Origin of the sequence: Ewingella americana ATCC 33852, assembly GCF_000735345.1 — a bacterium.
GTDB lineage: Bacteria > Pseudomonadota > Gammaproteobacteria > Enterobacterales > Enterobacteriaceae > Ewingella > Ewingella americana.
The window spans coordinates 160,346-179,085 of the sequence record NZ_JMPJ01000053.1 but is presented as its reverse complement, the minus strand read 5'-3'; the positions used below and the strand labels follow the sequence as shown (position 1 = coordinate 179,085).

Sequence of the window (18,740 nt, the reverse complement as noted above, 5' to 3'; positions counted from 1 at the left end):
TTTTTCGTCTAAACAAAAAGCAGCGGCTATCGAGCAGGCGGCTATAGAGCTAAGCGACTAATATCGGTAGGATAGCTTTCACTTATTGATGGCCGAATGCCATACATCGCCTCAGGATAATGCCTCATTGCTAAACCCTAATCCCACCTTCAGCCAGCTTGAGTCCCAGCAGCGTCGCCATGCCTATGCGCGGCTAGGGGGGCTTGGGGGATTTCTGCTGCTGGTGTTTGTCTTCAGCCTGTGTGCCGGTGAGCAGTGGCTGTGGCCGACTCAATGGTTTGAAGCTCAAAACCAGCTGTTTGTTTGGCAGTTGCGTATGCCTCGCGCGCTGGCGGTGATTTTGGTCGGAAGCGCGCTGGCCGTGGCCGGAGCCGTGATGCAGGCACTGTTTGAAAACCCATTGGCTGAGCCGGGATTGCTGGGCGTCGCCAATGGCGCGGGCGTGGCGCTGGTGCTGTGCGTGATGCTGGGCAACGGCCTCACGCCGGTATGGATTTTAAGCCTTGCCGCCATCGCCGGGGCGCTGATCACTACTTTCATTTTGCTCTATTTCGCCAGCAAACGGCTGTTAGCCAATGCTCGCCTGCTGCTGGTCGGCATTGCCATTGGCATCGTGTGCAGCGCGGTGATGACGTGGGCGGTTTACTTCAGCAGTAACCTCGATTTACGCCAGCTCATGTACTGGATGATGGGCGGCTTCGGCGGGGTAGACTGGCGGCAATACTGGCTGGGGTTGATGCTGCTGCCGCCCCTGATCTGGATGATAGTGCAAGGGAAATCGCTGAATCTGCTTTCACTCGGCTTGGCGCAGGCGCAGGCAGTTGGGCCTGCCCGTCGCCCTGTGGCGTAACCTGCTGGTGCTCGCTGTCGGCTGGGTTGTCGGGCTGAGCGTGGCGCTGGCCGGGGTGATCGGCTTTGTTGGCTTGGTTATCCCTCATATATTGCGGCTGTGCGGCATCACCAATCAAAGACATTTATTACCCGCCTGCGCGTTGGCCGGGGGCAGCGTGCTGCTGCTCGCCGACGTGCTGGCGCGCATCGCGCTTTATTCGACCGAATTGCCGATTGGCGTCGTCACGGCGACCTTGGGCGCGCCGTTGTTTATCTGGCTGCTGCTTAAGTCCGCCTAAATCGAATAGATTTTGAAGAAAAACGAGTCACTAAACCTGCAAATCACAACGGGAAATAATCATGAGTAATGCAATTTTTGACGTTGAACTGAAAAAAATTAATGGCGAAAAAACCACGCTGGGCGAGTTTAAAGGCTCCGTGCTGCTGGTGGTTAACGTGGCGTCCGAATGCGGCCTGACCAAGCAATATGACGGTTTGGAAAAGCTGTATGAAGAGTTCCACGGCCAAGGTTTTGAAGTCTTAGGCTTCCCGTGCAATGAGTTTGGCGCACAAGAGCCGGGCACCGAAGAAGAGATCCACAGCTTCTGTACCACCCAGTTTGGCGTGAAATTCCCCATGTTCAGCAAGCTGGAAGTAAATGGTGAGAACCGTCACCCGCTTTACAAGGCGCTGATCTCCGCTCAGCCAAAAGCGCTCGAGCCAGAAGGCAGCGAGTTCTTGGCGCGCATGACCAGCAAAGGCCGTGCTCCCGCGCAGCCGGGCAACATTCTGTGGAACTTCGAAAAATTCCTGGTGAGCCGCGATGGTGACGTGATCCAGCGTTTCGCGCCAGACATGACCCCGGAAGATGCCCAGTTGGTTAGTGCAGTTAAACAAGCATTAACCAAGTAATTTAGGGGCCGAAACGCTGATGCTGGAATGCAATAACCTGAGCGTAGCCGAGCGGCTGCGGGCTTTTTCCACCCAAGTGGAGGCGGGCAGCCGCGTCCATATTGTCGGGCCGAACGGCGCGGGGAAGAGCAGCTTATTGGCCCGCATGGCGGGTTTGCTTCAGGGAGCAGGGGGCGTCAGCCTTGCGGGGCAATCATTGGATACCCTTTCCGGGCCGCAACTGGCCAGACGGAGAGGGTATCTGTGCCAGCAGTCCGCGCCGATATCCATGATGCCGGTGTTCCAGTATTTGTCGCTGCATCAGCCCGCCATGGCCGAAGCTGCATTGGTCGCAAGCACCGTCGCGCATTTAACCCGCGAACTGCATTTGGAGGATAAGCTCCATCGCCCGGTGACGCGCCTTTCTGGCGGCGAGTGGCAGCGCGTCAGGCTGGCCGCGACGTTGTTGCAAGTCTGGCCGACGCTCAATCCGCAAAGCCAACTTTTGCTGCTGGATGAGCCGATGAACAGCCTCGATGTAGCTCAACAGCAGGCTCTGGATGGCCTGATCGACCACTATTGCGCCAGTGGCAGAATTGCCATTATGAGCGACCATGACCTCAACCATACCCTGCACCACGCGGGCATTGTCTGGCTAATGAAAGCCGGGCAGGTGCTGGCGGCAGGTGATTGTATAAATATTATGCAACCCGAGGCGCTTTCTGGCATATTTGGCGTGAATTTTCAGATGCATAACCTAGAAAATCAGCGCTGGCTGAGTGCCGCACCGGGAATCATTGCGCATTAATTCAGCTTAATATGACAAATTCATTATTTAAGTAATGCTTGTTTACAATATTATTGCCGTTCAATAATAGCTCGCGGGCTAACAATAATTTTCCCCACTAAGACTTAAGAAATATCGTATTTAATTTCCAAAAAAAGCCATCTTTTTCGCTATCAGATTGAAATTACAGACCTATTTACTAGTGAAAATATAGGTTAATTCACACTTATCCTATTTTCTTTACAGATAACTTGACGCCCCTTAAGGTTAAATTAAGCTTAGGCTGGCAATGTGTCTGATTATTTCGGCTCGGCGTTTAATTATTGTTAAATCAAACCGCTTTAGAGTCTGAACTGAGTTATTACCTCTTGGGATAGTGTCATGGAAAATTTTTTGCCTTTCTCTCGCCCGTCAATCGGTGAGGAAGAAATTGAGGCTGTGAGTCAGGTTCTGCGCTCAGGTTGGATTACCACCGGGCCTCAGGCGAACCAGCTCGAACAGGATTTTGCGGCGACCTTCGGATGTAAACACGCTATTGCCGTCTCATCGGCAACCGGTGGGATGCACGTTACCCTGATGGCCTTGGGCATTGGCCCCGGCGATGAAGTGATCACGCCTTCTCAAACCTGGGTTTCTACCCTGAACATGATTGTTCTGCTTGGCGCAGAGCCGGTCATGATTGACGTTGACCCTGATACCTTGATGATTAACGCAGACGACGTTGCTGCGGCAATCACCCCGCGCACCAAAGCGATTATCCCCGTGCATTACGCGGGCGCGCCGCTGGATCTCGACCCTATTTATGCTTTAGCTGAACAGCACGGCATCGCCATTGTCGAAGATGCCGCGCACGCCGCAGGCACGCGTTACCGCGATCGCTGGGTTGGCGCTCAGGGCACGGCCATTTTCTCTTTCCACGCCATCAAAAACATGACCTGTGCCGAAGGTGGTTTAGTCGCCACTGACGACGACGAGCTGGCGGCGAAAGTGCGCGCGCTGAAGTTCCACGGTCTGGCAGTTGATGCCTTTGACCGCGAAGTGCAGGGGCGTAAGCCGCAGGCTGAAGTGGTTGAGCCGGGCTTCAAATACAATCTTGCTGATATTCAGGCGGCAATTGCCGTGGTGCAACTGCGCCGTCTGCCTGAAATCAACGCGCGTCGCACAGAGCTGGCGAATCTCTATTTAGAGAAGCTTCAGGGTTCACCTTTCATCCCAATGAAATCCCCTGACTACCCGCACTTGCACGCGTGGCACCTGTTTATGATCCGCGTCGATACCGACCGTTTGGGCTTTAGCCGCGACCAGTTGATGGAGCGCCTGAAGGCTAAAGGTATCGGCACCGGGCTGCATTTCCGCGCGGCTCATACCCAAAAGTATTATCGCGAGCGTTATCCAGAACTTAGCCTGCCGAATACTGAATGGAACACCGAGCGCCTGTGCAGCTTGCCTCTGTTCCCTGATATGCAGGACAGCGATGTTGATCGCGTTGTTGCAGCCCTTTTTTCACTTCTGGAGACGCAGTAGTGGCGCAATTTGAACCAATCCGTAAAGTCTCGGTAGTTATTCCGGTCTATAACGAAGAAGAGAGTCTGCCGGCTCTGCTTTCGCGTACGCAAGCAGCTTGCCGCCAACTGACTCAAAAATATGAAATTATCTTAATTGATGATGGCAGCAGCGACCGTTCAGCCGAAATGCTAACCGAAGCGGCTGAAGTCCCTGAAAACTGCATCGTAGCCGTGCTGCTCAACCGTAACTACGGCCAGCACTCGGCAATCATGGCGGGTTTTAACCACGTATCGGGCGATTTGGTTATTACCCTTGATGCTGACTTACAGAACCCGCCGGAAGAGATCCCGCGTCTGGTGGCTAAAGCCGACGAAGGTTATGACGTGGTGGGTACCGTGCGTGCTAACCGCCGTGACTCGTGGTTCCGCAAGTCCGCGTCGAAACTCATCAACATGATGATTCAGCGCGCGACCGGCAAATCTATGGGTGACTACGGCTGTATGCTGCGTGCTTATCGCCGTCACATCATCGAAGCCATGTTGCACTGCCACGAGCGCAGCACCTTTATTCCTATTTTGGCCAATACCTTTGCGCGCAAAACGGTGGAAATTCCGGTGCAGCACTCAGAACGCGAATTCGGCGATTCTAAGTACAGCCTGATGAAACTCATCAACCTGATGTACGACCTAATCACCTGTTTGACCACCACGCCGCTGCGTATGCTCAGCGTTGTGGGCAGCGCCATCGCGCTGTTCGGATTCGTGCTGGCCGTCTTCCTGATCCTCATGCGTTTGATTCATGGTCCAGTCTGGGCCGCAGAGGGCGTCTTCACGCTCTTCGCCGTCTTATTTATGTTTATTGGCGCACAGTTTGTGGGTATGGGATTACTCGGTGAGTACATCGGGCGAATCTATAACGATGTTCGTGCGCGTCCCCGTTATTTTGTTCAAAAAGTCGTTGGAATGCGTTCTGACGAAAACAGCCAGGAAGAAGAGTAATGAAAGCGATTGTATTTGCCTACCATGATATTGGTTGCGTTGGGCTTCAGGCCTTAGTTGACGCGGGTTATGACGTACAAGCAGTATTTACTCATACTGATTCGCCAGACGAAAATAACTTTTTCTCTTCCGTTGCTCGTGTGGGCGCGGGTTTGAACCTGCCGGTTTATGCGCCGGAAGATGTGAATCACCCGCTGTGGGTTGACCGTATCCGTGAATTGCAGCCGGACGTTATTTTCTCCTTCTACTACCGCAACATGCTCAGCGAAGAAGTGCTGTCTCTGGCGCCGCTGGGCGGCTTCAACCTGCACGGCTCTCTGCTGCCACGCTACCGTGGTCGCGCGCCGGTTAACTGGGCGCTGCTCAAAGGCGAAACCGAGACTGGCGTAACTCTGCACAAGATGGTTAAACGCCCAGACGCTGGTGACATCGTCGGCCAACTGGCTGTGCCAATCAGCAATGACGACATCGCGCTGACGCTGCACGCGAAAGTGCGTGACGCGGCGAAAGTGCTGTTGACCGACGTTTTGCCAAAAATCAAGCAGGGCAACGTGACCCTGACTCCGCAAGATGAGTCTCAAGCGAGCTACTTCGGCCGCCGTACCGCTGCTGATGGCGAGATCCACTGGCACAAATCTGCGACTGAAATTAACAACCTGATCCGCGCCGTGACTGAACCTTATCCAGGTGCTTTCACTTACCTCGGCCAGCGCAAAATGACTATCTGGCGTTCACGCCCGCTAGACACCGCTCACGACAAAAAGCCGGGTACCGTGCTGTCCAGCGATCCGCTGGTCGTGGCGTGTGGCACAGGCGCGCTGGAAATTCTGGCCGGCCAGAGTGAATCTGGTCTTTACGTGCAGGGTTCTCGCTTGGCGCTGGAACTGGGCATCATGCCTGACGTTAAACTCAGCTCGCTGCCAACCGCGGTGATGAAACGCCGTACTCGCGTGCTGATCTTAGGGGTTAACGGCTTCATCGGTAACCACCTGAGCGAGCGTCTGCTGCGCGAAGACAACTATGAAATTTTTGGTCTCGACATCAGCTCTGATGCCGTGAGCCGCTTCATGGACAACCCGCACTTCCACTTCGTCGAAGGCGATATCAGCATTCACTCCGAGTGGATCGAGTATCACATCAAGAAATGTGACGTGATCTTGCCGCTGGTGGCTATCGCAACCCCAATCGAATACACCCGTAACCCACTGCGCGTGTTCGAACTGGACTTCGAAGAGAACTTGAAAATCGTTCGTGATTGCGTGAAATACAAAAAACGCATCATCTTCCCATCCACTTCTGAAGTGTATGGCATGTGTGACGACAAAGAGTTCGACGAAGACACTTCTCGCCTGATTGTTGGCCCAATCAACAAACAGCGCTGGATCTACTCGGTGTCTAAGCAGCTGCTGGACCGTGTGATCTGGGCTTACGGCGTGAAAGAGGGCCTGCGCTTCACTCTGTTCCGTCCGTTTAACTGGATGGGCCCGCGTCTGGACAACTTGGATGCAGCACGTATCGGCAGCTCACGCGCCATTACTCAGCTGATCCTCAACTTGGTTGAAGGTTCTCCAATCAAGCTGGTTGACGGTGGCGAGCAGAAACGTACCTTTACCGACATCACTGACGGTATCGAAGCGCTGTTCCGCATCGTTGAGAACAAAGAAGATCGCTGCGACGGCCAAATCATCAACATCGGTAACCCAACTAACGAAGCCAGTATTCGCGAGTTGGCCGAGATGCTGCTGCGTAGCTTTGAAGCTCACCCACTGCGCGACCAGTTCCCGCCGTTTGCTGGCTTCAAATCCGTGGAAAGCAGCACTTACTACGGCAAAGGTTATCAGGACGTTGAGCACCGCACGCCGAGCATCAAGAATGCCAAGCGTCTGCTGGGCTGGACCCCTGAAATCGCGATGGATAAAACCGTCGAAAAAACCCTCGATTTCTTCCTGCGTTCGGTTAATCCAGACAACAATCAGGCATAACGGTAAGGCTGCATGAAAAAAGTCGGATTACGAATTGATGTCGATACCTGGAGCGGCACCCGAAAGGGTGTCCCTCAGTTACTGCGAGTTCTCGCGAAGCATAACGTAACTGCCAGCTTCTTTTTCAGCGTAGGTCCGGACAACATGGGGCGTCATTTATGGCGCCTTTTGCGTCCGCGCTTTCTGTGGAAAATGCTGCGCTCCAACGCCGCGTCTCTTTATGGGCTGGATATTTTGCTGGCGGGCACCGCGTGGCCGGGCAAGCAAATCTATCGCGATTTCGCGCCATTAATGAAACAGACTGCCGAGCAGGGCCATGAAGTGGGTCTGCACGCTTGGGATCACCAAGGCTGGCAGGCGAAAGTCGGCAAATGGTCAAAACCACAGCTGGAAAAGCAAATCCGCCTCGGCCTTGATGCTTTGCAAAGCTGCATTGGTCGTCCGGTAGATTGCTCTGCGGTGGCGGGCTGGCGAGCTGACCAGCGGGTTATTGATGTGAAACAGACCTTTGGTTTTCGCTACAACAGCGACTGCCGGGGGACGCATCCTTTCCTGCCATTGTTAGAAAACGGCCAAACGGGCACCGTGCAAATTCCCGTCACTTTGCCGACCTATGACGAAGTGATTGGCAGCGAAGTGACCACTGCGACCTTTAACGATTTTATTCTCGACGCCATCAAGCAAGACAATGGCGTGCCGGTGTACACCATTCACGCCGAAGTGGAAGGGATGTCGCTGGCAGACATGTTTGACGATTTACTGACGCGCGCCGCACAAGAAGGTATTCAGTTCTGCGCAATGGGTGAGTTACTGCCCGCTGACCTGAACACCTTGCCGGTGGGCCGCGTCGTTCGTTCAACCTTCCCAGGACGGGAAGGGTGGTTAGGTTGCCAGAAAGAAGGTCTTTCCTGATGTCCAAAGCGTACAAAGGTGTGTGGAGCACCGTACTGTTAGTGTTCTTCGCGCTGGTCTATTTAGTGCCTCTGAATACTCGTTTACTGTGGCAGCCTGATGAAACGCGCTATGCCGAAATCAGCCGTGAAATGTTGCAGCGCGGCGATTGGGTGGTGCCTCATCTATTAGGTTTGCGCTATTTCGAAAAGCCAGTGGCGGGATATTGGTTCAACAATATTAGCCAGATGATTTTCGGCGAAACCAATTTTGCAGTACGTTTCGGCTCGGTCTTTTGTACGCTGCTCAGCACCTTGCTGATTGGTTGGCTGGCGATGCTGATGTGGCGTAACCGCCAGAAGGCGTGCATCGCCGCGCTGATTTATCTCTCTTTCACGCTGGTTTTCACCATCGGGACCTACAGCGTTCTCGACCCGATGATCACCCTGTGGATGACCGCCGCGATGGTGGCCAGCTATTTCTGTATGCAGGCCGTCACCACCAAGCAGAAGGTTGGCAGTTGGATTGCCCTCGGCTTGGCCTGCGGTATGGGCTTTATGACCAAAGGTTTTCTGGCGCTGGCGCTGCCGGTTATCGCCGTGCTGCCGATTGTTGTCCGTGAACAACGCTTCAAAACCCTGTTTGGCTGGGGGCCGCTGGCGGTACTCAGCGCGCTGGTATTAAGCCTGCCGTGGGTGCTGGCAATTGCTCATCGCGAGCCTGACTACTGGAACTACTTCTTCTGGGTCGAACATATTCAGCGTTTCGCTGAGCAGAATGCCCAGCATAAAGCGCCATTCTGGTACTACATTCCGGTGCTGTTCTTAGGCGCACTGCCGTGGATGGGGCTCGTGCCGGGAGCACTGATCAGCGGCTGGACCAAGCGCGTGATGCGCCCTGAGCTGTTCTTCCTGCTGAGCTGGGCCTTGATGCCGCTGATTTTCTTCAGCGTAGCGAAAGGCAAGCTGCCGACCTACATCCTGCCGTGCTTTGCGCCGCTGGCGCTGCTGATGTCCGATCACCTCGAGCAGATCCGTATCTCCGGCAAGCTGCGCGCGCTGAAAGCCAACGGCATCATCAACATCATTTTTGGTGTGGTGACGGTGCTGGCGGTGGTAGCGATTTCCGGCCTGACGCCTCTGCACATCAAACCGGTGTATACGCCAGAAGAACATTCCCGCGTTGCCATTGGCATCCTGTGCTTTGCGCCTTGGGCCTTAGCCGGTGCGCTAAGCCTGACCTCGCTGCGTGACCGTTGGTACTGGGCGGCCGTTTGCCCGGTGGTGCTGGCGCTGCTGGTGGGGCAGGCTATTCCGCAAAAAGTGGTGGATTCCAAGCAGCCGCAGGCCTTTATGGACACCAATCTTGCCTTACTTCAGCACAGCCGGTATGTGTTGGCGGATAACGTCGGCGTGGCGACAGGACTGGCCTGGACCCTCAAGCGCAGCGACATTCTGATGTATGACGAGAAGGGCGAAGTGGAATACGGCTTGGGTTATCCTGATGCGGAAGGGCATTACATCAGTGCCGCCAACTTCCCGGCCTGGCTGCAAGCTGCTCGCCAACAGGGGGATGTTTCCGTGGTCATCAAACTGGACAGCAAAATCAGCACCACTTCTGAGTTGCCGCAGGCCGACCAGCGAGTGCAGATGAACCGTCTGGCCTTACTGTTCTACCGTAAGTTGCCATGACAGCGTACTTCTTCGTCTTAGTGGTCAGTATCCTGACCTGTGCCGGGCAGCTTTGTCAGAAGCAAGCGGCACAGGTCGGCGGCGACTCCTTCAAACCTGCCATACGTTGGTTCATCTTGGCCATTGCCTTACTCGGCTTGGCCATGCTGTTCTGGCTGCGCGTACTGCAACAAATTCCTCTCAGCATTGCTTACCCAATGCTGAGCCTGAATTTCGTGCTGATCACCCTGTGCGCGCGCTGGATTTTCAAAGAGCATGTGGACCGCCGCCACTGGTTGGGCGTGGCGTTCATCATGCTGGGAATAGCCTTAATGAGCATTAACGCATGACCAGTGCTGAAACCAAACGCGGATACAGCTGGGGCGTCGGCAGCCTGCTGCTGGTGACTCTCGCACAGCTATTATTGAAGTGGGGGATGGTGCGCATCCCGCTTTTCTCACTGTCTGAACTGCAGCTTTCTTTTATTTTCAATAACCTGACGTCGCTGGCGGCGGTGACGATTGGCATCATGTGCTACGCGTTATCCATGCTCTGCTGGTTCTTCGCGCTGCGGATTTTACCTCTGCACCGCGCCTATACCTTGCTTAGCCTGAGCTACGCGCTGGTCTATCTGGCCGCGGTGACACTGCCTTGGTTCAATGAAAACGTGCATTTACTGAAAGCCTGCGGTGGAATATTGATCATGTTCGGCGTCTGGTTAATTCACAGCAAGCCAAGCCAACAGCCGCACTGAAAGCCACTAATTCCACTGAATTTGCGATTTTCGATTGGATGACGGATAAAATAGCGCTAAATTCTTTTTATCCTCTAATAACCTGCTCTTAGAGCAAGGCGACATCTGACAGGGACCGTTCTGCCTGTTGATATCGTTTGACCGTCATCCCGAAAGGAAGGACTGCCATGCGTTGGACCACCGGAACCTTGTATTCTCTGCTGGTATTAGCTGCTCTGGTACTGAATGGTTGTAGTAGCCATGCGCCCCCGCCGAGCGGAAAGTTATCCGACTCTATCGCCGTGGTCGCGCAACTCAACGATCAGCTCAGCCAGTGGCGTGGTGCGCCTTATCGCTATGGCGGCCTGCAACCTAGCGGCGTCGACTGTTCTGGCTTTGTCTTCCGCACCTTCCGCGATCGTTTCGGCATGGTGTTACCACGCACCACCACCGCACAAACCGAAATCGGCACCAAAGTCTCCCGAGATGAACTCCTGCCCGGCGATTTAGTCTTCTTCAAAACCGGCAGCGGCGAAAACGGCCTGCACGTCGGTATCTACGACACCGGCGACCAATTTATTCACGCATCGACCAGTCAAGGTGTGACGCGATCGTCTTTGAATAATGTTTATTGGCGAAAGGTGTATTGGCAGGCTCGCCGCATCTAAAATTCCGCGTCACCCTTCACGTTGTCTTTGCGTTGGCTGCCCTCGCAAAGCCAAGTCACTTACTTGTGTAAGCTCCTTGGCTTTGCTCGGTTGCCGCCTTAATACAACGCGAATGGTTTAGCGGAATGCTAGGAAGTGCTTCAGTTGGCTTTGCTCGGTTGCCGCCTTGACGCGGCTTGAATGATTTTGCGGAATGCTAGGAAGATTTCGCGGTATCTTTTGACGTTTATTGTCTATTCCCTCGCAGGCTCTGCGTATTTGATCGGCTTTTTTGCTGATATCATCGGGTGAAACTCTTTCAGGATGAAACGTGATGAAACCTATCAGATTGCTGCTTTCCGACTCTTATGATCCTTGGTTCAACCTTGCCGTTGAGGACTGTATTTTCCGGCAGATGACCAGTCAGCGGATCCTCTTCTTGTGGCGTAATGCTGAGACGGTGGTGATTGGGCAGGCGCAAAATCCGTGGAAGGAGTGCAATACCCGCCGGATGGAGCAGGATGGTATTCGTCTGGCGCGCCGCAGCAGCGGCGGCGGGGCGGTGTTTCATGACTTGGGCAATACCTGTTTCACCTTTATGGCTGGCAAGCCGGAGTATGACAAAAGCGTCTCAACGGCCATTATCCTCAATGCGCTCAACGCGCTGGGGGTTAATGCCAGTGCGTCAGGTCGCAACGATTTAGTGGCGCAAACGGCGGACGGCGAGCGCAAGATCTCCGGCTCGGCCTATAAAGAGACGCCGGATCGCGGCTTCCACCACGGCACGCTGCTGCTCAGCGCCGACCTTAGCCGTCTGGCCGACTACCTCAATCCCGACCCGAAAAAATTGCAGGCCAAGGGCATCACCTCGGTACGCTCAAGGGTGGCGAACCTTAATGAATTAATTCCTGAGATTAATCATCAGCAGGTGTGCGACGCAATTATCGACTCCTTCTTTGACTGGTACGGGGTAGAAGTCGAGCCGGAAATTATCTCGCCAGACGTCTTCCCTGATTTACCCGGCTTTGAGGCGCAGTTCGCCAAGCAGAGCAGCTGGGAGTGGAATTTCGGCAAGGCACCAGCCTTCAGCCACCTGCTCAATGAGCGTTTTGTCTGGGGCGGGGTGGATATCCATTTCGACGTGGTAAAGGGCCATATCAGCCGCGCGCAGGTGTTCACCGACAGCCTGCAGCCCGCACCCTTAAACGAATTGGCGGTCGAATTGGTGGACACGCCATATCGCCCGGCGGAGGTGGAGCAGGTGTGTCAAAACATCATTCAGCGCCATCCGGCACTGAAAACAGAATTAAGCCAATTGCAGCAATGGCTGGTCAGCTGCATTCAGTAAAAAATAATCATTCTAATTAGCCTTCTTTTTGCCGTAACGCTGGCTAAAAGAGGGTTCATTTCCTAAGTTGCGCTTAATGTTCGCTAACGATAAGATTGAAGTGTAACGCCCTGTTTCACCCCCCTAACATTTATAAACAGACTGTTATATGGGGGTATAATTCTAAAATCAGTTTCATGTTTAAAAGCGGGAACTTAGCAGCAGACTTAACACCAGACAGGCACTTTTTTGGTATCGATAATAAGAGTGATTAACGGCTGATAGGGTCCGAACATCGTTCTGGTTTGATTGGTATACAACAAAGTTATTAATCAATGTGTAGTGCCGTTGATGTTTTGGAAAAAAATGAAAATACAATTCGATACGGCCTTTAGCAGCAACTATTTGTGCCAGCCGATATATTCAAACAAGGGCAAACTATTAGCCGTTGAATTAATTTGTCGTTTTGCGAGCACAGACAGCAAGCTTATTATGCCGACTGAACTGGTTTTGAACTTATTAAACACACAGCAACTCTCTCGTTTTTTGTCCGAACAAGTGGCCTTTGCCAAAGAACATGCAGCTTGGTTTGAGAAAAACCAGGTGATCCTCAATATTACGGTTGAAGAAAAATTAGCCAATATTATTACTGATGACGATGTATTACGTGATGAAATTAAACAGCTTAGGTTTATTCATCTGAGTATAAATGAGTCATTTCCACAACTTTCTGCTGGCAAGAACAATGCGCAATTAGTGGCATTGAAAAATGATTTCACCCTGTGGCTCGACGGGATGGGGTCGGGTAATGCCAATATGGCGCCGATTTTTGACCATATTTTCACCTGGGTAAAACTCGACCGGGCTCTGTTCTGGGAGTTATATCAAGGCGAAAATTTCACCATTATTTTGCCTTCATTGTTAAGAAACCTTAATAGGTTTTGTCGCAATGTGGTGATTGATGGCTTAGACAGTGCCGAGTATTTCGACGCTTTGAATAAAACGGACGTTCAGGGGATGAAAGGCATGCTCTGGCCGGGTGTGGAGGCCGCAGCGCTGGATAATTTACTTGAGAGCCCCTCTCAATTTCATTAATAGACAGAGCCATCACCGACGAGAAGCTGCTCCAAAACCCAGTAAATTAGGCTTTACTGGGTTTTTCTTTGTCCGTCATCCCTTAATCTCCCTGTTTTTACTCCGTGTTAATCCCCCGCAGGCAGTTCTACACTGAGAGAAAGGGGGATTTATGCCACAGTTTGAACACCATTATGCCGACCAGCTCGCGGGTTTTTACACCGAGCTGCAACCGACGCCGCTGCAAGGTGCAAAATTGCTTTATCACAGTGAGCCTCTGGCCCAAGAATTGGGGCTGGATGAAAGCCTGTTTGCTGCCGAACATCGGCCATTCTGGACTGGAGAAGCCTTCTTCCCCGGCATGAAGCCGCTGGCGCAGGTCTACAGCGGCCATCAGTTTGGCGTCTGGGCCGGGCAGCTCGGCGACGGGCGCGGTATTTTGCTCGGCGAGCAGGTGCTGCCCGACGGTCGCCGTTTTGACTGGCACTTAAAAGGCGCCGGTTTGACCCCGTATTCGCGCATGGGCGACGGCCGCGCGGTGCTGCGCTCGGTGGTTCGTGAGTTTCTGGCGTCAGAAGCGCTGCATCATCTCTCCATTCCGACCACGCGTGCGCTGACCATTGTCACCAGCGATGAGCCGGTATTCCGCGAGCAGGCCGAGCGCGGCGCGATGCTGATGCGGGTGGCTGAGAGCCATATCCGCTTCGGTCATTTCGAGCATTTCTACTATCGCAAGCAGCCGGATCAGGTGAAGCAGCTGGCGGATTATGTGATTGCTCACCATTGGCCGCAGTTGTTAGAAAGCGAAAGTGACCCCGCGACGCGTTACGCGCTGTGGCTGCAAGACGTGGTGGAGCGCACGGCAAAACTGATCGCCCAATGGCAGAGCGTCGGGTTCTCCCACGGCGTGATGAATACCGACAACATGTCGATCCTCGGCCTGACCATCGACTTCGGCCCTTATGGCTTCCTCGATGACTATCAGCCGAATTTCATCTGTAATCACTCCGACCATCAGGGGCGCTACAGCTTTGATAATCAACCGGCGGTGGCCTATTGGAACCTGCACCGTTTGGCTCAAACGCTATCAGGGCTGATGAGCGCCGAACAACTGCAAGGGGCGGTGAATGCCTACGAGCCAGCTCTGATGAAGGCTTACGGCCAGCTAATGCGCGCGAAGCTCGGCTTCTTCACGGAAAATAAACAGGACAATGACCTGCTGACCGGGCTGCTGAGTATGATGGCGAAAGAGGGGCGGGACTATACGCGCACCTTCCGCCTGCTGAGTGAGGTGGAGCAGCAACAGTCGCTGTCGCCGCTGCGCGATGAGTTTATTGACCGTGAAGGCTTCGACAGTTGGTTCCAGCAATATCGCCAGCGCTTGCAGTTGGAAGAGCAAAGCGACGCCGAGCGCCAACAGGCGATGAAGCAATCCAACCCGCGGGTGATTCTGCGTAACTATCTGGCGCAACAGGCGATTGAGCGAGCTGAGCACGATGACATCAGTGTCTTGTCCCAGCTGCATCAGGCGCTGCGCGACCCTTACAGCGATGCGCCGCAGTATGAAGCGATGGCCGCGCTGCCGCCGGACTGGGGCAAGCATCTGGAAGTTTCTTGTTCTAGTTAAAACTACGGATAAGCCGCCATAAAAAAGGGTTCAGCATGCTGAACCCTTTTTACATTCCTTTTGCAAGAAGGCTATTGGCGCAAAAATACCTGCGGCACCGCGCTTTCCGGGTGCTGATTCACCCCAAGATCGGCGTGATACCACTGGCCCAGCGTCTCGGCGGTCAGCACCTCCGTTGGCGTGCCGGAAGCTACCACTCGGCCTTGGTGCAGCAGCACGATGCGGTCGGCGTAGAGCGCGGCGAGATTCAAATCATGCAGCACGCAACACACCGCCAGCGGGCTTTCTCGAGTCAGCCTGCGTAGCAATCTTAAGGTGTGCTGCTGGTGGTAGAGGTCGAGGGCCGAGGTCGGTTCATCCAGAAACAGCCAGCGCGGAGTTGGGGTCGGCTGCCAAAGCTGCACTAACACTCTGGCGAGCTGCACGCGTTGCTGTTCGCCGCCGGACAGCTCGCGGTAATCTCTGTCCGCCAGCGTCAGGCAGTCGGTTTGTTCCATCACCTGCTGCATCGCCTGCGCGTGGTGACCCTTGCCGTGGGGCGCTCGCCCAAGGTTAATCACTTGGCGCACGCTGAAGTTAAAGGCTAACTCGCTGCTTTGGCGCATCACCGCCCGCGTGCGCGCAAGCTCCTGCGGCGCCCAGTCGGAGAGGGCTTTACCGGCTAATTCACAATAACCTTGGTCGGCAGGTAAAAAGCCGGTGAGTAAGCGCAGCAGGGTGGATTTCCCCGCGCCGTTAGGGCCAATCAGCGCCACCACTTCACCACTGTTGAGTTGCAGCGAAACGTCATCGATCAGGCAGCGCGGCCCGGCGGTGAGCCGCAGGTTTTCGGCGCGAAGGCTAGAGGGAATGTGGTTCATCGTGGTGTCCCCGGACGCAGAATCAACCATAGGAAGTAAGGCCCGCCAATCAGGCTGGTCAACAGGCCGACGGGCATTTCTGCCGGAGCCACCAGCGTTCGCGCCAGTGTGTCCGCCAGCAGCAGCAAGCATGCGCCGCCGAGGGCTGAGCCGGGTAGCAGCCAGCGATGATCCGCGCCCACGCGCAGGCGCAGCAGGTGAGGGATAACCAGCCCGATAAAGCCAATCACCCCAGTCACCGCCACGGCAACGCCCACCAGCAGGGCGCTAATCAACAGCAGTTGAAGCTGGGTGCGGCGAACATTCACCCCGAGGTAATGCGCGTCTTCATCGCCCAGTTGCAGCAGGTTCAGGCGACGCGATAGCAGGAATGAGGCGATACAGGCCGGGAGGATAAGAGTTGCCGCCACAATCAGCGTCGGCCACTGCGCCTGACCCAGACTGCCCATCATCCACAGGGAGAACTGGCGCAGCTGCTGGTCGTCACTGACGTAGGTCAGCACGCTAACCATAGCGCCACAGATGGCGTTGATGGCGATCCCGGCCAATAGCAGGCGGGACAAATTACCGTGGCCGTAGCGGCTGAGAGTAAACACAATCACCGACACCACCACGCTGCCCGCGAAGGCGGCGACCATTTGCCCATACAGCGCGATAACCGGCGGCAGCGACATTGGTAACACGATGGACATGGCGACAAACAGCGCCGCGCCGCTGCTGATGCCAAGTAAACCGGGGTCAGCCAGCGGATTGCGAAACAGCCCTTGCATCACGGCGCCCGAGCAGGCCAGCGCGCAGCCAACCAGCACCGCCAGCAGCACGCGGGGTAGGCGGATGGTCAGCCAAATCTGCCACAGGCCATCATCGATATGGCGGCTGAATAAACTGCGCAGCGGCACAGAGAGCGCCCCGGAGTTCATGGCGATACCAACCAAAATAAGCAGGATGATCGCCAAACCCGCTAGTACCCGCACTGGGGTACTGATGCGGGAGTGGGCGAAGGTCGTCATGGTACTCATTATTTAACCTGTTCTGCGGCCTGACGAATCTTAACCAGCACGTCCGGCGTTTCGAGGCCAAAACCGAGCAGCGCCATATCGTCAAGGACCAACACGCGATGGTTCTTACCGGCTGGCGTTAGCGCCACGCCGGGCAATTTCCACACTTGCTCAATGCCGCCCAGCGATCGCACGCCGTCAGTGGTTACCATCAAGATGTCTGGTGCGCTGGCAATAATGCCTTCCTGCGCCAGCGGGCGGTAGCGGGAGAACCCCTGCATGGCGTTTTGCGCGCCAGCGGCGGTGATCATCGCGTCTGCCGCGGTGTGCTGACCGGCGGCCATGGCATTGGTGCCGCCGTGATTCATCACAAACAAAATTTTCACTGGCAGAGGGCTGTGAGGCACTACCGCCAGTTTCTGGCGGTAGGTCGCAATCAGTTTCTCACCTTCTTGCTGGCGGTTGAGGGCATCGGCAATCACTTCAATCTTTTGCGGCACGGTGTCCAGCGTGGTATTCCCCGGAATGCGCACCACTTTGACGCCATTCTGCGCCACCTGCTGTAAGACCAGAGAAGGCTCGGCCAGCTCGCTGCTCAGCACTAAGCTTGGCTTCATCGCCAAAATGCCTTCCGCATTAAGCTGGCGCATATAGCCGACGTTTGGCAGCTTTTTCACCTGCTCGGGGTTCAAGCTGGTGCTGTCACGCGCCACCAATTCATCTCCTGCGCCTAGGGCATAGACGATTTCAGTCACGTCGCCGCCGATACTCACCAGACGCTCTGCCGCTTGGGCCAGCGGGGCACAGGCCCCGGCCAGCGCGATCACCCATGCACTCAACCGACGTTTCATGCTGCGACGCCCTCGCTGCTCAGTGCGGCCACTTGCTCACGCCACTGGTTCTGCTCTGGCTGGCCTTCGGTGCGTTGACCGTAAAGCTGCGCGATTTGCGTGCCGTCAGCCGCGAACAGCTCAAGGCTGGTCACGAAACCGTCTTTGGTCGGTTTGCGAGTCACCCAGCTTTCGGCGATGGCGCTTTCAATCAGATGCATGGTGAAGCGGGAATTGAAGATGTTGATCCACTCGCCGTGCGGGCGGACACTCTTAATTTGGCCGGTGAAGATCTGCACACAACCGGCATTGCCGATGAAAATCATGATTTCATTCTGCTGGTCGCGAGCCGCTTCCAAAATAGCGGCCAGCGAGCCGTTATCCACGCGATAAGCCAAATCATCGCCGACGGCTTTGAATGCCTGCTGGCGGCTAAGGTTGTGGCGTTTCAGCAACTGGAAGAACTGGTGAACGTCAGTCATGGCGCGCCATTCGCTGTCGATATCGCCACTGGCGGCTTGCGTTTTCTCTTCGGCTTTCACCGCCGGAACCAGCTCAAGGGCAGGGTTTTCAGCGCTGCGATATTGCGCAATAAGCGCGTGCCACGCATCCATGTCAGTTTCGTCGGTGGTATAGACTTTGTGTACCGCCGTGCCTTGGGCATCAAAGAATTGAATGCTGTGACGGTCGCCTTTCGGGTGGCTCTCGGTCATGCAGAAGATGTGCAGCCAGTGCTGCAGGAACAGACGCAAATCCAGCTCGCGCGGGTTGAGGATCAGCCCAGCATGGCCATTCAGGTGCTGGTTCTCATAGCGGCCCATTTGCTCATGGACAGCATAATCATTGCGGGTGATGGATTTGGTCACGCCGACTTTCTCAAGGGCGGTCAGTAAGGTTCTGGCATCAACGTCCATACGACCTGCATCATGACCCACGCGCAGGGAAGTCAGTTCGGCTTCGCTGATGCCCATAATCTCCGCCAGATCGCGAGCATACTTGCCCGGATTCGCTTCTTTAGCTTGCAGATAACTTTGGTAATTTAATGAACTCATTGCTCTATCCTCATCTTTTTTATTGATAGCGCCCGG

The 18,740-nt window shown here is 54.8% G+C and carries 17 protein-coding genes and 1 pseudogene; 14 read left to right on the top strand and 4 right to left on the bottom strand.

What is annotated here, in order from left to right:
- Window positions 1-88 precede the first annotated feature (88 nt).
- The 14 genes and pseudogenes from btuC to GEAM_RS10315 all read left to right on the top strand — a co-directional run bounded on the left by btuC (window position 89) and on the right by GEAM_RS10315 (window position 14,964).
- Window positions 89-1,130: pseudogene (gene btuC / locus GEAM_RS10380) on the top strand (vitamin B12 ABC transporter permease BtuC).
- A gap of 61 nt (window positions 1,131-1,191) precedes the next feature.
- Window positions 1,192-1,743: a glutathione peroxidase gene (locus GEAM_RS10375; protein WP_034791182.1), complete on the top strand. Its 552-nt coding sequence runs from the start codon at window positions 1,192-1,194 to the stop codon at window positions 1,741-1,743.
- A 19-nt stretch (window positions 1,744-1,762) separates the two neighbouring features.
- Window positions 1,763-2,530, top strand: a complete 768-nt coding sequence (gene btuD / locus GEAM_RS10370) for a vitamin B12 ABC transporter ATP-binding protein BtuD (protein ID WP_034791181.1) — start codon at window positions 1,763-1,765, stop codon at window positions 2,528-2,530.
- 360 nt (window positions 2,531-2,890) lie between these two features.
- Window positions 2,891-4,033 (top strand): UDP-4-amino-4-deoxy-L-arabinose aminotransferase, encoded by a 1,143-nt coding sequence (arnB, locus tag GEAM_RS10365; RefSeq protein WP_034791180.1) that lies wholly within the window; start codon window positions 2,891-2,893, stop codon window positions 4,031-4,033.
- Entirely contained in the window at window positions 4,033-5,013 is a 981-nt protein-coding gene (gene arnC / locus GEAM_RS10360) for an undecaprenyl-phosphate 4-deoxy-4-formamido-L-arabinose transferase (RefSeq protein WP_034791178.1), read from the top strand. The genes arnB and arnC overlap by 1 nt, the downstream gene beginning before the upstream one ends.
- Complete coding sequence (arnA, locus tag GEAM_RS10355) at window positions 5,013-6,995, top strand: bifunctional UDP-4-amino-4-deoxy-L-arabinose formyltransferase/UDP-glucuronic acid oxidase ArnA (RefSeq protein ID WP_034791177.1); 1,983 nt, start codon at window positions 5,013-5,015, stop codon at window positions 6,993-6,995. Before arnC ends, arnA begins: the two co-directional genes overlap by 1 nt.
- Window positions 6,996-7,007: 12 nt before the next feature.
- Entirely contained in the window at window positions 7,008-7,907 is a 900-nt protein-coding gene (gene arnD, locus GEAM_RS10350) for a 4-deoxy-4-formamido-L-arabinose-phosphoundecaprenol deformylase (protein ID WP_034791176.1), read from the top strand.
- The gene (arnT, locus tag GEAM_RS10345) at window positions 7,907-9,577 is read left to right on the top strand and encodes a lipid IV(A) 4-amino-4-deoxy-L-arabinosyltransferase (protein WP_034791175.1); all 1,671 of its coding nucleotides are present in this window, start codon (window positions 7,907-7,909) and stop codon (window positions 9,575-9,577) included. The genes arnD and arnT overlap by 1 nt, the downstream gene beginning before the upstream one ends.
- Window positions 9,574-9,906 carry a 4-amino-4-deoxy-L-arabinose-phosphoundecaprenol flippase subunit ArnE gene (gene arnE, locus GEAM_RS10340; protein ID WP_034791173.1) on the top strand — a complete coding sequence of 111 codons (333 nt, stop codon included), beginning with the start codon at window positions 9,574-9,576 and terminating at the stop codon, window positions 9,904-9,906. Before arnT ends, arnE begins: the two co-directional genes overlap by 4 nt.
- Window positions 9,903-10,310, top strand: a complete 408-nt coding sequence (arnF, locus tag GEAM_RS10335) for a 4-amino-4-deoxy-L-arabinose-phosphoundecaprenol flippase subunit ArnF (RefSeq protein ID WP_034791172.1) — start codon at window positions 9,903-9,905, stop codon at window positions 10,308-10,310. The genes arnE and arnF overlap by 4 nt, the downstream gene beginning before the upstream one ends.
- 167 nt (window positions 10,311-10,477) lie before the next feature.
- The gene (locus tag GEAM_RS10330; RefSeq protein ID WP_034791170.1) at window positions 10,478-10,957 is read left to right on the top strand and encodes an NlpC/P60 family protein; all 480 of its coding nucleotides are present in this window, start codon (window positions 10,478-10,480) and stop codon (window positions 10,955-10,957) included.
- A 313-nt stretch (window positions 10,958-11,270) separates the two neighbouring features.
- Entirely contained in the window at window positions 11,271-12,284 is a 1,014-nt protein-coding gene (gene lplA / locus GEAM_RS10325) for a lipoate--protein ligase (protein ID WP_034791169.1), read from the top strand.
- A gap of 345 nt (window positions 12,285-12,629) precedes the next feature.
- On the top strand, window positions 12,630-13,358 hold the full coding sequence (locus tag GEAM_RS10320; protein ID WP_034791167.1) for an EAL domain-containing protein: 729 nt from the start codon (window positions 12,630-12,632) through the stop codon (window positions 13,356-13,358).
- 151 nt (window positions 13,359-13,509) lie between these two features.
- Window positions 13,510-14,964: a protein adenylyltransferase SelO gene (locus GEAM_RS10315; protein WP_034791166.1), complete on the top strand. Its 1,455-nt coding sequence runs from the start codon at window positions 13,510-13,512 to the stop codon at window positions 14,962-14,964.
- 71 nt (window positions 14,965-15,035) lie between these two features.
- On the opposite strand, the gene GEAM_RS10310 is transcribed toward GEAM_RS10315, so the two are convergent.
- The 4 genes from GEAM_RS10310 to GEAM_RS10295 are packed head-to-tail and all read right to left on the bottom strand — an operon-like array spanning window position 15,036 to window position 18,704.
- Complete coding sequence (locus tag GEAM_RS10310) at window positions 15,036-15,854, bottom strand: heme ABC transporter ATP-binding protein (protein ID WP_128124479.1); 819 nt, start codon at window positions 15,852-15,854, stop codon at window positions 15,036-15,038.
- Window positions 15,821-16,843 (bottom strand): FecCD family ABC transporter permease, encoded by a 1,023-nt coding sequence (locus GEAM_RS10305; protein ID WP_034791164.1) that lies wholly within the window; start codon window positions 16,841-16,843, stop codon window positions 15,821-15,823. Before GEAM_RS10305 ends, GEAM_RS10310 begins: the two co-directional genes overlap by 34 nt.
- Window positions 16,843-17,673, bottom strand: a complete 831-nt coding sequence (locus GEAM_RS10300; RefSeq protein ID WP_051899473.1) for a heme/hemin ABC transporter substrate-binding protein — start codon at window positions 17,671-17,673, stop codon at window positions 16,843-16,845. The genes GEAM_RS10305 and GEAM_RS10300 overlap by 1 nt, the downstream gene beginning before the upstream one ends.
- Window positions 17,670-18,704, bottom strand: coding sequence for a hemin-degrading factor (locus tag GEAM_RS10295; protein ID WP_034791162.1), 1,035 nt, complete (start codon window positions 18,702-18,704; stop codon window positions 17,670-17,672). Before GEAM_RS10295 ends, GEAM_RS10300 begins: the two co-directional genes overlap by 4 nt.
- Window positions 18,705-18,740: the final 36 nt, after the last annotated feature.

Excerpts from the sequence above, each read along its gene's own strand:
- arnB (WP_034791180.1), top strand. The coding sequence starts at position 2,891 with ATGGAAAATTTTTTGCCTTTCTCTCGCCCGTCAATCGGTGAGGAAGAA.
- arnA (WP_034791177.1), top strand. The coding sequence starts at position 5,013 with ATGAAAGCGATTGTATTTGCCTACCATGATATTGGTTGCGTTGGGCTT.
- GEAM_RS10295 (WP_034791162.1), bottom strand. The coding sequence starts at position 18,704 with ATGAGTTCATTAAATTACCAAAGTTATCTGCAAGCTAAAGAAGCGAAT.
- btuD (WP_034791181.1), top strand. The coding sequence starts at position 1,763 with ATGCTGGAATGCAATAACCTGAGCGTAGCCGAGCGGCTGCGGGCTTTT.
- GEAM_RS10330 (WP_034791170.1), top strand. The coding sequence starts at position 10,478 with ATGCGTTGGACCACCGGAACCTTGTATTCTCTGCTGGTATTAGCTGCT.
- arnE (WP_034791173.1), top strand. The coding sequence starts at position 9,574 with ATGACAGCGTACTTCTTCGTCTTAGTGGTCAGTATCCTGACCTGTGCC.
- GEAM_RS10375 (WP_034791182.1), top strand. The coding sequence starts at position 1,192 with ATGAGTAATGCAATTTTTGACGTTGAACTGAAAAAAATTAATGGCGAA.
- GEAM_RS10305 (WP_034791164.1), bottom strand. The coding sequence starts at position 16,843 with ATGAGTACCATGACGACCTTCGCCCACTCCCGCATCAGTACCCCAGTG.
- GEAM_RS10300 (WP_051899473.1), bottom strand. The coding sequence starts at position 17,673 with ATGAAACGTCGGTTGAGTGCATGGGTGATCGCGCTGGCCGGGGCCTGT.
- arnD (WP_034791176.1), top strand. The coding sequence starts at position 7,008 with ATGAAAAAAGTCGGATTACGAATTGATGTCGATACCTGGAGCGGCACC.
- GEAM_RS10310 (WP_128124479.1), bottom strand. The coding sequence starts at position 15,854 with ATGGTTGATTCTGCGTCCGGGGACACCACGATGAACCACATTCCCTCT.
- lplA (WP_034791169.1), top strand. The coding sequence starts at position 11,271 with ATGAAACCTATCAGATTGCTGCTTTCCGACTCTTATGATCCTTGGTTC.
- arnT (WP_034791175.1), top strand. The coding sequence starts at position 7,907 with ATGTCCAAAGCGTACAAAGGTGTGTGGAGCACCGTACTGTTAGTGTTC.
- GEAM_RS10320 (WP_034791167.1), top strand. The coding sequence starts at position 12,630 with ATGAAAATACAATTCGATACGGCCTTTAGCAGCAACTATTTGTGCCAG.
- GEAM_RS10315 (WP_034791166.1), top strand. The coding sequence starts at position 13,510 with ATGCCACAGTTTGAACACCATTATGCCGACCAGCTCGCGGGTTTTTAC.
- arnF (WP_034791172.1), top strand. The coding sequence starts at position 9,903 with ATGACCAGTGCTGAAACCAAACGCGGATACAGCTGGGGCGTCGGCAGC.